The sequence below is a fragment of the Williamsia sp. Y712 genome (genome assembly GCF_059445525.1).
Map to the genome: position 1 here is coordinate 718,847 of NZ_JCAIUN010000004.1, position 15,235 is coordinate 734,081.

The 15,235-nt window shown below is 64.3% G+C and carries 16 protein-coding genes; 5 read left to right on the top strand and 11 right to left on the bottom strand.

The window, feature by feature from the left end; genetic code table 11:
* The first annotated feature begins 27 nt into the window (after window positions 1-27).
* Window positions 28-549, top strand: a complete 522-nt coding sequence (locus AC1D75_RS26500) for a MarR family winged helix-turn-helix transcriptional regulator (protein ID WP_495518286.1) — start codon at window positions 28-30, stop codon at window positions 547-549.
* A 19-nt stretch (window positions 550-568) separates the two neighbouring features.
* On the opposite strand, the gene AC1D75_RS26505 is transcribed toward AC1D75_RS26500, so the two are convergent.
* Window positions 569-907 (bottom strand): winged helix-turn-helix transcriptional regulator, encoded by a 339-nt coding sequence (locus tag AC1D75_RS26505; protein WP_495518287.1) that lies wholly within the window; start codon window positions 905-907, stop codon window positions 569-571.
* 79 nt (window positions 908-986) lie between these two features.
* Between AC1D75_RS26505 and AC1D75_RS26510 the strand changes: the two genes are divergently transcribed.
* Window positions 987-1,589, top strand: coding sequence for a malonic semialdehyde reductase (locus AC1D75_RS26510; protein WP_495518288.1), 603 nt, complete (start codon window positions 987-989; stop codon window positions 1,587-1,589).
* 5 nt (window positions 1,590-1,594) lie between these two features.
* Here the strand turns inward: AC1D75_RS26510 and AC1D75_RS26515 are convergent, their stop codons facing one another.
* From AC1D75_RS26515 to AC1D75_RS26560, 10 genes are all read right to left on the bottom strand, one after another.
* Complete coding sequence (locus tag AC1D75_RS26515; protein ID WP_495518289.1) at window positions 1,595-2,065, bottom strand: NUDIX hydrolase; 471 nt, start codon at window positions 2,063-2,065, stop codon at window positions 1,595-1,597.
* Window positions 2,066-2,158: 93 nt separating this feature from the next.
* Window positions 2,159-3,556, bottom strand: coding sequence for an aspartate aminotransferase family protein (locus tag AC1D75_RS26520; protein ID WP_495518290.1), 1,398 nt, complete (start codon window positions 3,554-3,556; stop codon window positions 2,159-2,161).
* On the bottom strand, window positions 3,556-4,869 hold the full coding sequence (locus AC1D75_RS26525; RefSeq protein WP_495518291.1) for a M20 family metallo-hydrolase: 1,314 nt from the start codon (window positions 4,867-4,869) through the stop codon (window positions 3,556-3,558). Before AC1D75_RS26525 ends, AC1D75_RS26520 begins: the two co-directional genes overlap by 1 nt.
* 26 nt (window positions 4,870-4,895) lie before the next feature.
* Window positions 4,896-5,915, bottom strand: coding sequence for a TIGR03842 family LLM class F420-dependent oxidoreductase (locus AC1D75_RS26530; RefSeq protein ID WP_495518292.1), 1,020 nt, complete (start codon window positions 5,913-5,915; stop codon window positions 4,896-4,898).
* A 60-nt stretch (window positions 5,916-5,975) separates the two neighbouring features.
* Window positions 5,976-7,397: a dihydropyrimidinase gene (gene hydA / locus AC1D75_RS26535; protein WP_495518293.1), complete on the bottom strand. Its 1,422-nt coding sequence runs from the start codon at window positions 7,395-7,397 to the stop codon at window positions 5,976-5,978.
* Window positions 7,397-8,758, bottom strand: coding sequence for a uracil-xanthine permease family protein (locus tag AC1D75_RS26540; protein ID WP_495518294.1), 1,362 nt, complete (start codon window positions 8,756-8,758; stop codon window positions 7,397-7,399). The genes hydA and AC1D75_RS26540 overlap by 1 nt, the downstream gene beginning before the upstream one ends.
* Before the next feature lie 110 nt (window positions 8,759-8,868).
* Window positions 8,869-9,276: a VOC family protein gene (locus AC1D75_RS26545; protein WP_495518295.1), complete on the bottom strand. Its 408-nt coding sequence runs from the start codon at window positions 9,274-9,276 to the stop codon at window positions 8,869-8,871.
* A 16-nt stretch (window positions 9,277-9,292) separates the two neighbouring features.
* The gene (locus AC1D75_RS26550; protein ID WP_495518296.1) at window positions 9,293-9,577 is read right to left on the bottom strand and encodes a 2Fe-2S iron-sulfur cluster-binding protein; all 285 of its coding nucleotides are present in this window, start codon (window positions 9,575-9,577) and stop codon (window positions 9,293-9,295) included.
* Entirely contained in the window at window positions 9,577-10,572 is a 996-nt protein-coding gene (locus AC1D75_RS26555; protein WP_495518297.1) for an isopenicillin N synthase family dioxygenase, read from the bottom strand. The genes AC1D75_RS26550 and AC1D75_RS26555 overlap by 1 nt, the downstream gene beginning before the upstream one ends.
* A 184-nt stretch (window positions 10,573-10,756) precedes the next feature.
* Window positions 10,757-11,734: an isopenicillin N synthase family dioxygenase gene (locus AC1D75_RS26560; protein WP_495518298.1), complete on the bottom strand. Its 978-nt coding sequence runs from the start codon at window positions 11,732-11,734 to the stop codon at window positions 10,757-10,759.
* A 51-nt stretch (window positions 11,735-11,785) separates the two neighbouring features.
* Here AC1D75_RS26560 and AC1D75_RS26565 point away from each other — a divergent pair, with 51 nt between their 5' ends.
* The 3 genes from AC1D75_RS26565 to AC1D75_RS26575 are packed head-to-tail and all read left to right on the top strand — an operon-like array spanning window position 11,786 to window position 15,200.
* Window positions 11,786-13,258 (top strand): PucR family transcriptional regulator, encoded by a 1,473-nt coding sequence (locus AC1D75_RS26565; RefSeq protein ID WP_495518299.1) that lies wholly within the window; start codon window positions 11,786-11,788, stop codon window positions 13,256-13,258.
* 53 nt (window positions 13,259-13,311) lie between these two features.
* On the top strand, window positions 13,312-13,989 hold the full coding sequence (locus AC1D75_RS26570) for a FadR/GntR family transcriptional regulator (RefSeq protein ID WP_495518300.1): 678 nt from the start codon (window positions 13,312-13,314) through the stop codon (window positions 13,987-13,989).
* Window positions 13,986-15,200, top strand: coding sequence for a CynX/NimT family MFS transporter (locus AC1D75_RS26575; RefSeq protein ID WP_495518301.1), 1,215 nt, complete (start codon window positions 13,986-13,988; stop codon window positions 15,198-15,200). The genes AC1D75_RS26570 and AC1D75_RS26575 overlap by 4 nt, the downstream gene beginning before the upstream one ends.
* The last annotated feature ends 35 nt before the right edge of the window (window positions 15,201-15,235 follow it).

Genomic DNA, 15,235 nt, shown 5'->3' on the forward strand with positions numbered 1-15,235 from the left:
ATTTTACCACTAAAGTAAATAGCGGTCATGACCTACCATGATCCGGTGACCGCAGAGACCAACCCGAGCGACGTCGTCGAGCGCGTGAGCCAGGAATGGGCACGTACATATCCCGACCTCGATACCGAGCCCATCGAGGTGGTCGCCCGCGTCAATCGCATCGCCGCCGTGCTCGCCCATCAACTCGACCTGGACCTGGAATCGCACTCGATCACCCGCTCCGAGTTCGACGTTCTCGGGGCGCTCGCCCGGTCGGAGCGCCCCCTGCGCGCCAGCGAAGTCGTGTCGACAACCATGCTCAGCGGCGCCTCGATCACCAAACTCAGCGAACGCCTCAGCGACCTCGGCCTGTTGCAGCGCAAGAAGTCCGAGCGGGACGGACGAGTAGTCCTCCTCGAATTGACCGATGCCGGACACGAACTCGTCGACACCCAGTTTCCTCGACGGCTCGCTCGCGACACGGCGATGCTGGCGACACTGACCCCCGATGAGCGGTCGTCCCTGATCACGTTGTTACGCAAGGTCTCCCGGACCATCGACAACCGCTAGTGCGGCACGAGACCGGATTCTACGATTCCAGGTTCTCCGACGCCCACGCCCCGAGTTCGTCGAGGATCGGCAACAGCGCTTCGCCCGACGGCGTCAGCCGATAGGACACCGACACCGGCGGACCTGCCTCGACCTGCCGATCGATCACACCCGCGTCTGCCAATTCGACCAACCGCGACGACAACATCGAGTCACTGATTCCGCCGATCGCGGCGCGTAGTTCAGCGAAGCCTGCGGGACCGTGCATCAGGGTGCCCAGCAGGACCCCGTTCCACCGCTTGCCGAGCAGGGCGAACGCCGACCGCAGCGCGCCGTCACAGGCGCGTGGCTCGTGCGTGATGTCGACTTCCCTGGGCATCGGCCCAGCATACCGTTTGCCACATTCGTTCCTATCTGCTTCTATTTTAGAAGTCCCTCTAAATGCAGGAGTGTTCAATATGCCCGACACCATCCACACCCTCGACGCAGACGCGCGCGCACTACTCTTTCGCGACGCCCGCACCGCCAACACCTTCAGTTCGGAGCCGGTGAGTGACGAGGCACTCAAAGAGGTGTGGGAACTCGCAAAGTGGCCTCCCACCGCCGCCAACACCCAACCGCTGCGAGTCCTCTACGTCCGCAGCGACGAAGCCAAGGAACGCCTGCTCCCCCACGTCGCCGAAGGCAATGTCGACAAGGTCCGCAGCGCACCGGTGACCGCTGTGCTGGCGATGGATTCGGCGTACCACGAACACATCCCGACTGTGCTGCCCTTCCGGCCCGAGATGAAGGACATGCTCGACGCCAACGAGGACGCCCGCAACTCGATGGGTACATTCGGCAGCACCTTGCAGGCCGGATACTTCATCCTCGCCGTGCGCTCAGTGGGTCTGACCGCCGGCCCGATGGCCGGATTCGACTCTGCCGGTGTCGATTCGGAGTTCTTCGGCGACGGCCGCTGGAAGTCGACGCTCCTGGTGAACATCGGCCATCCGGGCAAAGATGCCTGGTTCGACCGACTCCCCCGCCTCGACGAGGCCGAGGTGCTGCGCTTCGCCTGAAGCGACTACAAGTGTTCGAGGAGTCGGTCCAGGAACGGGCGTTGACCCTTCAGGAGTTTGTCCCGGGCCGCGTCCAGGTCGAACCACCCCACCCTGTCGATCTCGGGATACGACTGCATCTTTCCTGATCCGCGTGGCCATTCCATCTCGAAGGTGTTGCTGACCGTGCCGGTGACGTCGAGGTCGGACTCGATCGCAAAGGCGGTCACCAGCTTTCCGCTCGGCTGCTTGATCTCCCCGAGCTCAATGACGTCCCCGTCGGGAACCGCGAGGCCGACCTCCTCGACGAATTCCCGACGGGCCGCGGCCAGCGGTTCTTCGTCTTCGTCGTACAACCCTTTGGGTATCGACCAGGCGCCGGAATCCTTACGCGCCCACAGCGGCCCTCCCGGATGTGCGATCAGGACCTCGACCTCGATGCCTGCCTCCGCCTCGGAACGACGGAACAGCATGATCCCTGCACTTCGCTTTGGCATCGTCGCCACCGGCCTTCCCGCTCTGTGGACCGCTTGATCCGCCAGGACTACACACTAGTCCCGGCGGACAGCGTCACCGGCGAGCCGAACCGTCTACTCGACGAACGAATCGGCCACTGTCAGCGCCGCGTCCAGGATCTGCAGGCCTTCGGCAACCTCATCAGGGGTGACCGTGCACGGCGGCACCATGTGTATCCGGTTGAAGTTGGCAAAAGGTAGTAGGCCGCCCGTTTTGCATGCCGCGAGTACCGCCGCCATCGCCGGGCTCGAGCCACCATACGGCGCGAGTGGTTCGCGGGTGTCGGGGTTCTTCACCAGTTCCACCGCCCAGAACACACCCACACCACGCACGTCACCGACGCTGGGATGCTGCGCCGCGAGCTTCTCCAGTCCGGGCCCCAGGACGTCTGATCCGATGGTCGCGGCATTCTCGACGATGCCTTCGTCGGTCATCGCGTTGATGGTCGCGACGGCGGCCGCGGTGGCCAGCGGATGCCCGGAGTAGGTCAGACCACCGGGGTACGGCCGATCGGCAAATGTCTGGGCGATTTCGTTGTTGATGGCCACGCCACCGAGCGGCACGTATCCCGAGTTCACGCCCTTGGCAAAGGTGATCAAATCTGGAATGACCTCGGAGTGGTTGATGGAGAACCACTTTCCGGTGCGGCCGAATCCGGCCATCACCTCGTCGGCCACCATCACGATGCCGAAGCGATCACACAGTTCACGAACTCCGGCCAGGTAGCCGGCAGGCGGCACCATGATGCCTGCGGTCCCCGGAACCGGTTCCAGCACAATGGCGGCAATCGTCTGCGGACCCTCCATCGAGATCACCGATTCGAGATGCTCGAGAGCACGCTCACATTCCTGCTGCTCGGTTTCGGCATGGAACTGGCTGCGGTACAGGAAGGGTCCGAAGAAATGGACCACTCCGGCCGACGCGTAATCGTTGGGCCAGCGCCGCGGATCACCGGTCATGTTGATCGCGGTATCGGTACCCCCGTGATACGAACGGTAGCGGGTGAGCACCTTGCGTCGACCGGTGTGCAGGCGTGCCATCCGCACGGCATGCTCCACCGCATCGGCGCCGCCGTTGGTGAAGAACACCTTGTCGAGATCACCGGGGGTCCGCTCGGCGATCAGGCGCGCAGCCTCCGAACGCGCATCGTTGACGTGCGACGGTGCGATGGTGCAGAGCTTGTTCGCCTGCTCAGCTATCGCCGCAACAACTTTGGGGTGCTGGTGGCCGATGTTGGTGTTGACCATCTGCGACGAGAAATCGATCAGCCGATTGCCCTCGCCGTCCCAGACATACGATCCCGACGCCCCCAGAATGGTCATCGGATTCAGCTGTGCCTGCGCCGACCACGAGTGGAATACGTGCGCCCGGTCCAGCTCGTAGGCTTTGCGGCCCGCCGTCTTGGCCGCGTCCAGCTCGCCTGCGTCGGCAAACGGCGAATTGCCGCCGAAGCTCGTGTTGTCATCTGCCATCAGAGGGCACCTTCCACCATGCGACCGATGGTCTCGGTCAGAACGTCCACACCGGCCGTGAGGTCGGTGTCGTGAGTGTATTCATTCTCCGCGTGAGAGACACCGTCGACACTGGGTATGAACAACATCACCGTCGGGACCAGGTCTTTCATGTTCGTCGAGTCATGTCCGGCCCGGGTCCGCACCTGCATGTGACTGTGCCCGAGCGCCTCGATCACGTTCTCTGCCAGCGCCACGCCCTCGGGCTGGTACGTATGTCCCTTCCAGGTGTGGGCGAACCGTCGCTCGATCTCGACGTCGGCCGCGACCTCGATCTCGGCGAACGCACGATTGAGCTTCACATCGGCCTCGGCCAGCAATTCATCGGACGGCGACCGCAGATCCAGGTGCATGTGGACCTCGCGGGCCACCACCACCGGAGAGTTCGGGTAGACCGTCAGCTGGCCGCATGAGGTGTGCAGATCCTCGCCGTATTCGTCGGCCAGTTCACGCAGGGCCACAACGGCTTTCGCAGCGCCATACAGTGCGTCCTGCCGGTCCGCGATGGCGGTCGCACCGGTATGCGACTGAGACCCGATGACCGAGATCTCGTACTTGTTGGCACCCCAGGTCGACGGCACCACACCCATCAGCACGCCGGCCTTGTCGAGTTCACGGCCTTGCTCGATGTGGATTTCGGCATACGAGGCAACCTTCAGACCGTCTGCCGTGTGGTGTTCGCCGGTGGTGAAGACATCCTTGTCCCCCAACATGTCCAGCTCACCGAGGGCTTCGGCCACCGAGATGCCGGCGACATCGGTGGTCTCGAGTGCTTCTTGCAGGTCGAGCTTGCCGGTGAACACACCGCTACCCTGCATCGACGGTTTGAAGCGTGATCCCTCTTCGTTGAACCAGTTCACCACGGCCAGGTTGTGGACGGCCTCATCAGGATTGGCGAGGTAGTACTGCCGGAGCCGATCCATCGCATGCGCCGCGGCCAGGACACCGTAGGCGCCGTCGAAACGACCGCCACGGGGTTGGCTGTCCAGATGCGATCCGGACAGCACGTACGGTGCGCCGGGCACCAGTTCGTACAACCCGAACATGTTGCCGATCCGGTCGTACGCCACGGTGAAACCACGCTCGGTCAGCCAGCCGGCCAACCATCGGCGATTCGCGCCGTCGGCTTCGGTGGCGGCCTGGCGCTCGACCCCATTGGCCGCCGTCTCACCGAAGGTCGACATGGTGGTGAAGTCGTCGATGAAGGCGCTGTCCGTGGCCGTATTGGCGGCGACCCGAACTGCATTGCCGGGTGCCGATTCTGAAGAACTCATCGAAGGATCCTTTTCGTCTGGGAAGGTTATGAGCGGGCGGCGAGAGTCGGCGCCATCGCCGGAATGATCTTCTCTCCGTACGCTTCCAGGGTCTGATCCTTGCCGTCGTGCTGCAAGTAGATCGAGAACTGATCGACGCCGAGGTCGCGCAGCTCCTCGAGCCGGGCGATGTGCTGCTCCGGCGTTCCCAGCAGGCAGAAGCGGTCGACGATGTCGTCCGGCACGAAGTCCGCGTGGCTGTTGCCGACCCGACCGTGCTCGTTGTAGTCGTAGCCCTGCCGGTTCTTGATGTAGTCGGTGAGAATGGCCGGGACCTCGGACCCGTCACCGCCGTATTTGTCCACCAGATCCGCGACGTGGTTGCCCACCATCCCGCCGAACCAGCGACACTGATCACGTTGGTGCGCAATGTCATCACCGACATACGCCGGGGCCGCCACCACGATCTTCACCTCGTCCGGGTCACGTCCGGCAGCCTCCGCGGCGGCCTTCACCCGCTTCACCGTCCACTCCACGATCGCCGGATCAGCCAGTTGCAGAATGAAACCGTCGGCGACCTCGCCGATCAAGTCGAGCGCCTTGGGCCCGTATCCGGCGCCGTAGACGTCCAGCCGCGAACGAGCGGCCCACGGGAACCGGATCTCGGTGTCGTTGATGGTGGCAGAGCGTCCGTTGCCCAATTCCTTGATGACAGAGATGCTGTCGCGCAGGATCGCCAGCGTTGACGGTTTGCCCGAGAGCACCCGGACAGCAGAATCACCACGGCCGATGCCGCAGATGGTCCGGTTTCCGTACATCGAGTTCAGCGTCGCAAACGTCGAGGCCGTGACCGTGGCGTCCCGGGTCAGCGGATTGGTCACCATCGGCCCGACGATCACGTTGCGCGTCGCGGCCAGGATCTGGCTGTAGATCACGTTCGGCTCCTGCCAGAGCACATGCGAGTCAAATGTCCACACGTACGTGAAGCCCCGGTTCTCGGCCGCAACGGCGAGTTCGACCACCCGCGATGCCGGCGGATTGCATTGCATGACAACACCAAAGTCCATGTCGTGCTCCTATCGATTCTATTTACTCGTACTGCGTGGCGATCGCTGGCGATGACGGCTCTAGATGAGGTTTTGCGAGAGTTCGCGTCGCACAAACCGTCCGTCGGTCTTCTTTCCGAGATACTCACCCGCATCGACGATCACGGATCCGCGCGAGAGCACTGTTTGCACCGCACCGTCGATCTCGTATCCCTCCCACGCCGAGTAGTCCATGTTCATGTGGTGGGTCTTGCCGAGCCCGATGCTGGTGTGGCCGGCCGGATCGTAGATGACGACGTCGGCATCGGCGCCCGGCGAGATGACACCCTTGCGTGGGTACATGCCGAACATCCGGGCCGGTGTGGTGCAGCAGACCTCGACCCACTTCTCGAGGCTGATCCGCCCGTCCACCACACCCTGATACATCAGGTCCATCCGGTGCTCGACCCCACCGATCCCGTTGGGGATCTTGGAGAAATCGGCGATGCCCAGCTCTTTCTGGTCAACCATGCAGAACGGGCAGTGGTCGGTCGCGACCCCGGCGACGTCGCCGGTCCGGATGAACTTCCACAGCTCGTCCTGATGGCCCTCTGCCCGCGATCGCAGCGGCGTCGAACACACCCACTTCGCACCCTCGAATCCCGGTGCGCCGAGCTGTTCTTCGAGCGAGAGGTACAGATACTGCGGGCAGGTCTCGGCGAACACGTTGGCGCCCCGACCACGGGCGGTGGCAATCTGTTCGAGTGCCTGCCGAGCCGACACGTGCACCACGTACAACGGTGCCCCGGTGACATCGGCCAGCATGATCGCCCGGTGTGTGGCCTCCTCTTCGAGCTGCCACGGCCGCGAGACCCCGTGGTAGTACGGCGACGTCTCGCCGCGCTTGAGGTGCTGCGACACCAATTCGTCGATGGCGATGCCGTTCTCGGCATGCATCATCATCAGCGCACCGGTGTCGGCGGCGCGTTGCATGGCCCGCAGGATCTGACCGTCGTTGGAGTAGTAGACCCCGGGATAGGCCATGAACAGCTTGAAGCTGGTGACACCTTCGTTGATCAATTCACCCATCGCAGAGATGGATTGATCGTTCACGTCACCGATGATCTGGTGGAAACCGTAGTCGATGGCGCTGCGCCCACCCGCCTTCTGGTGCCACTGGGCCAGGGTGTCCTGCAGTTGCTCCCCCGGCGTCTGGATGGCGAAATCGACAATCGTGGTCGTCCCGCCGAATGCCGCAGCACGCGTACCGGTTTCGAACGTATCAGAGGCCTCGGTCCCACCGAACGGCATCTGCATGTGGGTGTGGGCATCGACCCCACCGGGGATCACGTACTTGCCGGTGGCGTCGATAACGGTGTCGACGTTGGCGGCGAGGTCGGTACCGAACGTCGCAGCGCCCGGCTCGATCAGTGCCACGATGGTCTCACCGTCGATCAGCACGTCGATGAGTTGCCTGCCGGTGGACGAGACCACCGTGCCGCCACGGATGAGGGTTGTTTCCATCAGATTCCCTGCTTTCCTGCGAGTTGTTCGTCCGGGTCCTTGCCTGGCTCGCCGGCCGCATCGTTCGAATCAACAGCATTCGGATCGATCGGCTCGGTGCTCTCCGGTACGGAATCGACATCCACGGTGCCGCGCCAGGTGCCGATCAGGCGCATCACGTGATAGACCACGACCGCGGAGATGGCACCGAGCGCGATGCCGCCGAAGCTTAGATCCCCGATGGTCCATGAGAAGTCGGCGATGCCGATGACCAGCGCGATGGCTGCGGTGAACTGGTTGATCGGCTTGGAGAAGTCGACCTTGTTGGTCACCCAGATGTGCACACCGAGGATGCCGACCAGACCGTAGAGGGCAACGGTGACGCCGCCGAGGACACCGGGCGGGATCGAGGCGATGACCGCACCCACCTTGGGCGAGAGGCCGAGCAGGATGGCGGCCGCGCCGGCAACCCAGTAGGCCGCGGTCGAGTAGACCTTGGTCGCTGCCATCACACCGATGTTCTCGGCGTAGGTGGTGGTGGCCGAGCCGCCGCCGCTGCCGGCGAGCACTGTGGCCAAACCGTCTGCGGCCAGGGCTTTTCCGATCCGGTGATCGTTGTTGATTCCGGTCATGGTGTTGATGGATTTGACGTGACCGATGTTCTCGACAACCAGGACCAGCACCACCGGGATGAACATGGGCAGCACCGACAGGTGGAACGTCGGGGCGGTGAAGTCGGGCAGGCCGGCCCAGTCGGCGGCGCCGATGGGGTCGGTGTCGACCTCACCCCGCACCAGGGCGATGAAATAGCCGATCACCACGCTGAGGAAGATCGCCAACCGGCCGAGCAGTCCACGGAAGAGCACCAGCGACAACAGCAACATTGCCAGCACGATGAACGCGGTGACGGGCTCGGTCTCGAAGTTGCTCTTGGCCACGGGCGCCAGGTTGAAGCCCACGAGTGCGACGATCGAGCCGGTGACCACCGGCGGCATCAGCTTTTCGATCCAGCCGATCCCGACGAAATGCACGACGACGCCGATGATCGTCAGCAATGCACCGACCACCACGATGCCACCGAGGGCACCGGACTGGCCGTGCGACGTCGAGGCGGCGATGGTGGGTGCGATCACCGCGAAGCTCGACCCCAGGTAGCTGGGCAGCCGGTTGCGGGTGATGAGCAGGAACAGGATCGTGCCGATGCCGGAGAACAGCAGCGTTGTGGCCGGCGGGAATCCGGTGAGGACCGGGACCAGGAACGTGGCACCGAACATGGCGACCACGTGCTGCAGGCCGATACCCACGGTCCGCGGCCAACTCAGCCGCTCATGCGGTGCGACAACGGAGTCACCGGTCTTGACCTGCCACTCGAATAAGGACATTTGGTGGTTCCTTTCAGCGCACGCGGGGCGTGCGTGAGGAGATGCGATGGGAGGGGGTTCGACTCCGCTGTCGAGGAATCGCGGCCGGAGAAGGCCGCTGGGTCGGTTGTTCAGTTGTGGGATTCGAGTTCGAGATGGTTGAGCCGGAACGCGTTGCCCTCGGGATCGAGGAGCACCGACTGCCAGGCGCCGTAGTAGGTTCGTCCCGGTTCCTTGACGCAGGTCGCACCTGCCGCAACGGCCGCTGTGGTGAGTCGATCGACCTGAGCGTCGTCGTCCATCTCGAAGGTCAGGAAGTTGCTGACGCCTGCGCGACCTTCCTCGGGTGCAACCAGATTGAGCATGTCGTAGGCGGTGTGGGCGCTGAATCCGAGGATGGTGTCGCCGATCATCAAGCCCCGGAAGTGTTCTGAGCGCAACTCCATCACCTCATCGAGACCGAGTAGCTCCTTGTAGAACTCCGCCAGGCCGGCGAAATCCTTGGCCAGCACACTGGCAAAAGACAGACCAACGCTCATGTGGTTACTCACTTCTCTAGAGGTCGAGCACCAGGCGTGGTGTCTGCGACCTGCTGACACACAGGATGATTCGATTTCCGGCGGTTTTGGCCCGCTCGGAGAGCACCGTGTCCCGGTGATCGGGAACGCCGTCGAGGACGGTCGCCACGCAGGCCCCGCACTCCCCTTGCAGGCAGTTGAACTCGGCGGCGGGTACCGCCTCGCGTACCACGGCCAGCGCGGTGCGATGCGCGGGCACGGTCACCACCGCACCGGTCCGGGCGAGCTCGATCTCGAATGACCCCACCGCACCCGCTGACATCAGGACGGGCTCAGCACAATCGTTTTGGCGAACTTCGAGGTGAGGTGGTCACCCGAACTGATCGGCGCATACCGGGGCTCGCCGCCCTCGGCAACACAGGTGGGCAGGCATTCGATCATGGCGTCGTAGTTGGGTTGGTGGAAGAACACCAACGACATCCGGCGGGTGTTCCCGTCGGCGTCGGGATGCGGGGTCCGGACCCGGTGGCGCGTCGAGGTCCACAGATCATTGGTCCACTGCGCCATCAGGTCTCCGATGTTGACCACCAGCGCGTCGGGCACCACCGGCACCGGGATCCAGTCACCGTCCTTGGTGAAGACCTCCAGCCCGCCGGGCGCCTCCTCCTGCCGCACGATGGTCAGGCTGCCGTAGTCGGTGTGCGCGCCTGCCCGCATCTGTCCCGGCTGCGGCGCAGTGGTCATGTGCGGGTAGTTGATGGCACGGAGCATGGAGATGTCCTTGTCGATGGTGTCGACGAAGTAGTCCGGGTCAAGGCCGAGCCCAAGCGCGAAGGCGCTCATGAGCTTTCGCGAGAGTTCGTTCATCGCACGGAAGTAGGTGGTCCAGGCCTGCTCCATGGCAGCGGGCTGCTGCGGCCACTGGTTGGGAAGAAAGTGGGGTCCGGCATGCTCTTTCGAGAAGTACGGATCGGAGCTGTCGAAGTCGACAGGACCCACATCGAACTTCTCGTGCAGATCCCGCGGCTGATGTACGTCCTCGCTGTAGGAGAACGCCTGCTCACCGATCGACGAATACCCGCGGACCGTATCCGGGCTGGGTTGGGCAACCCGCCGCTTGTCCTGCTCCGGCAGGCCGAAGAACGCGTCCGAGGTCTGGTACATCCCGTCGATGATCTCTTGCGCGATCCCGTGGTTCTTGATCTGGAAGAAGCCGATCTCGCGGCAGGCGTGGTCGAGTTCGGAGGCCACCTTCGCCTTCGCCTCGTCGTCATCGCCGTACAGCGCAGAAATGTCGATCACCGGCACCACAGACATGTTTTCGCTCCCTGTCGTCGTCTCCTCTCAAGTCTGTTTCGCCACAGGTTCGACCAACAAGAGCTCGGGATGCTGACAGATCCACGAGGTCGATGTCACCTGCGGCCAAGGGAAACATCTGCGTAACACTCGATTACGCAAACGACTCACGCGTCATCCTGCCGGTAACAAACCACGGCGCCCCTCACCGACGGGTGCGTCGACCGAACGTCGTCTGCCGGGTGTACTTGTCGGTGAGATGCCGGCCGGCGATCAGCGCGTCGGTGAACTGCTGGTCACCGCCCCGAAGCGGCGAGACCGCGACATCGGCGTTGGGATGTTGATAGAACGCGAACTCCAGGCGGGCGCTGTCCAGCGCCACCGACCTCGGCGGGTTGGCGGTCCGGTTGAGTGTGGCGGGCCAATGATCGTCGGTCCACTCGGCCAGCAGGTCGCCGACGAGGACCACGAGCGTGGCCGGCGTGGTCGAGACCTCGAGCCACTCACCGTGAGGTCCGAGCACCTCGAGTCCACCCGGTGTCGATTCGGCCGACAAGACCGTGAACGCGCCGTAGTCGGTGTGGATCCCGGCCCGCGATTGATGCGGCAGCGGGGCCTGCGCCTGAGCCGGATAGTAGAGCGCCCGCAGCATGCTCAGTTCGGTGTCGAACTGTGGGACGAAGTGGTCCGGCGACAGACCGAACGCCTCCGCGGCCATGGATATCAGTTCACCGCTGACCCGCTGCATGTGTCGGTAGTACTGCTCCCAGACCGGCCGGAATCCTTCCGGGACTTTCGGCCACAGGTTGGGGTACGCCATCGGCCCCGCCCCCGTTTCTCCGAGCACCGGAGCGTCGACGGCCCCGATGTCCAGCTTCTCCTTGAGGTCGCCGTGTGACTCTTCCCCGATCGAGTAGGTCATGCCCTCCGATCCCGAACCCGACCAGCCACGCACCTGGTCAGGGGCCGGTTGCGCCACGGCCTCTTTCAGGCGTTCGGGCTGCAGAAAGAACTGACGGGTCATCGAGTACATGTCGGAGAGCAGTGCAGTCGGGATCTGGTGACCGACCAGGTAGGCGTGGCCGCTGCGCGAGCACGCGGTGTCGAGCAGTTCGATCTGCCGGGCCCGCGACCGGGAGCCGCGGGCAGCCTCGGAAAGGTCGACAGACGGAATGGAGAGCACCCGACTACTCTGCCTCACAGCCAGGTTTCTGGCCCACGGAGGAGGAAAGTCGTGTCGAGCCCGATGGCCACCGTCGCCGAATTGGCGGTTGCGACCGGTGTCCAGATCGCGACACCACCGTCGCAGTGGGAGGCCGTCGTGACGTCGGTCATCGACGCCGAGGCTGCACGCGAGTTGGTCTCACTCACCGGGGTTCTGGTGGTTGTCGAATGGAGTCCGGCGCGGCCGAGTGATCCGCTCCCCGACCTGCAGGCCGTCCTGGGACCCCTGGTGGTGAAGAAACCGTCCGCGATCCTGGTAAATCCGGCCCGGCAGGTCAATCCCCCCAAGCAGGCGGTCACGATGGCCGACCGGGCGCAGGTGTGTCTGCTCTGGAACGCAGTGCCCGACACCGGCGCCGATGTGACATTGCACCTGCAACGACTACTGCAAGCCCAGTCGATCACGCCTGCCGCCGACGACGTGGTGACCGGAGCGGAACTGTTGCGGATCTTGCACCGGGCCGACAACCTCGAGGGCTTTCTGGACGCCATCGGGGCGCGGTTGCGCGCCACGGTCCGCCTCAGTGAGTCGCCCGCTGCGCTCGCCCGCCCGGCCGTCACCCCCGTCGCGGTATTTCCGTTGTCCCCCATCCCCGGCAGCGGCCCGGCCCTGGAGATCATCAGGGATACCGGCCTCACCGCGGCCGAGACCGCGATGCTGGAAGGTCTCGTGCCGGTCGTCGGGTTGCACGTGAAACTGCGGGACACCGAGTCCGATGACGCGGCCGTCGAAATCGCCCGGAATCTGAAGAACATCCTCGGCGACGACCTGGTCCAGCGCGAAGCCGGACTTCGCAAAGGCCGCCGCCTCGCCCTGTTCCCCCGGCATCCGGTGGTCTGTCTGGCCATCGAGCCCTTCGGCGTCGCGGTGGACATGAGTGGCCTGCACGACCTGAAGGCCACGCTGGCACCGGTGGCAACCCGGTTCGACGCCGACGCGATCACCATCGTCAACGAAGGCGTGCTGGTTGTGATGATCAAGGCGACAACGGATTTCGATGCGCTCTCCCGGGCCCTGTATCGCGGGGTCCAGGTTCCGCTGGCGATCGGAGCCGGCGATCCCGTCGACAACGCGCGGAGTTACCCCGAAGCGTTTCGGCAGGCGGTCCGGGCGGTGGCCGTCGGCCGTCGCATCGGCGCGATCAACCGCGTCACGGCCTACCGGGATCTCGGCGTCCTCGGCGTGCTCTACCAACTCCCCGAGCACGCCCGGCGACAATTTGTCGGCGAGACCCTGGGCTCGGTCGCCGACGAGACACCGGACGGCCTCGACCAGCGCCGGATCCTGCGGGTTCTGCGTGCCACCGACTGCAACATCGCCGAATCCGCCCGTGAGCTATTCGTCCACCCGAACACGTTGCGCAGCCGGATCGCCCGGATCGAAGCGGTCACCGGGCCGTTCATGAACGAACCCGACCGCCGGCTCACCATCTTCACCGCCCTGTCGATGTTCTCCCTGGACAGCAACGTCGAAGGCGACTGACCCCCTGCCGCGCCCCGATGGTGTGGCCAAACATGGGATGTTAGGTTCTTTCCATGTCCACGCAGATCGAGCGTCCCCGCCGCACCAGTGAGGTTGTGGTCGAGCGCATGCAAGAGCTCATCAGAACCGGCGACTGGCCGGTGGGTTCGCGCATCCCGGCAGAACCCGAATTGGTGGAGCAGCTGGGCGTCGGACGCAACACCATCCGGGAGGCCGTGCGCGCTCTGGAGCACGCCGGATTCCTCGAGCCCCGGCGCGGCGACGGAACGTACGTCCGTAGCCGAAACCTGTTGGCCGCGGCGATCGCTCGATGCGTGTCGAGCAGCGAGGTCCTCGAGCTGTTGCAGGTGCGCCGCGCACTCGAACGTGAGGCCGCCCAATCAGCGGCACACAATCGCACCGACGATCAGGTGCAGACGCTTCGCGACCTGCTCATCGAGATGCGGGCGGCCTTCGAGGACAACAACTTACAACGCTACATCGACGCAGACATCGCGTTCCACACCACTTTGGTTGCCGCAGCCGGCAATTCGCTGCTGTCAGAGATGTATAACGGGCTGGTCGAGGTCATGGATCGTACACACGCGACGCTGATCGCCGCCGACGTCGACGCCCACCCCCACCCCACCGGACATGCCGAGGTGGTCGAGGCGATCAGCAAGGGCGATTCGAACGCCGCCCTCGCCGCCGTCGACCACTACCTCGACCGGTCGATCGAAGTGCTGTCATGACATCCACGCCCACAACCGCATCCACGTCAACCCAATCGCCGAAAACCGGGTCGACGGGACGAGCAGCGACGATCTTCACGGCACTGGGGATCATGGTGGTCGCGGCAAACCTGAGGCCTGCGGTGGTCGCCGTCGGACCACTCATCGACGACATCAAGGTGTCCGAGGGCTTCGGTAGCGCAGCGGCAGGCCTGCTCACCACGTTGCCGGTGCTCTGCTTCGGCCTGGTCGCGCCGATAGCACCGCGTATCGCTGCCCGGTTCGGCATCGAACGCACGATATTCGTGGCCATGGCCCTGCTCGGTGGCGCCATCGTGGCGCGCATGGTCCCCAACATGTTTGCCCTGTTCGCCGGTTCCGCGCTGGCAGGCATTGCCATCGGTATGTGCAACGTCGTCCTGCCTGCGCTCATCAAACGTGACTTCTCGCATCGCTCCGGGCTGATGACCGGCCTCTACTCGATGACACTGTCCGGCGGTGCGGCGCTGGCAGCCGGCCTGACAGTGCCGATCTACACCACCGTCGACGAGAACTGGCGGGTTGCGCTGGGTAGCTGGGCTCTTCTTGCGGCCCTGGGCCTGGTTTTGTGGATACCGCAGCTGTCCCGCATCCACCGAATCAGCACCACGCCGCTGCCGGCATCTCTGTGGCGCAACAAGATCGCCTGGGCGATCACGGTTTTCATGGCATCCCAGTCGCTGATCTTCTACACCTTCACCGCATGGCTGCCCGAGTATCTGATGGACCGGGGGACCTCGAAAGCCGCCGCCGGTGGAATGCTGGCCCTGGCCCAGACCGCTGCCCTCCTGATGGCATTGGTGGCTCCGATCATCGCGGTTCGATTCCGCGACCAGCGGGTGTTGACGCTCGCTTTCTGCGGTATCTGCGCCATCGGGTTCATCGGCCTGGTGACCACCGACGTGCTCACCGTCCTATGGGTCATGCTCATCGCGAGCGGACCGGGTGCCGCCATCAGTCTGGTGCTGCTGTTCATGGTTCTACGGAGCTCGAGCACCGTACAGACCAGCCAGGTCTCCGGGATGGCCCAATCGGTCGGTTATTGCCTGGCCGCCATCGGCCCGCTGGCCATCGGCGCGCTGCACGACATCACCGGTTCTTGGACGCTGTCGATGGCGGTGCTGGCCTTGGCACTGATTCCACTCACCGGATCCGCACTTCTCGCCGCCAAAGATTCCAAGATGACGCCGTAGGCCCGTGGACCGTCCGAAGCGGACCCGGCACAACT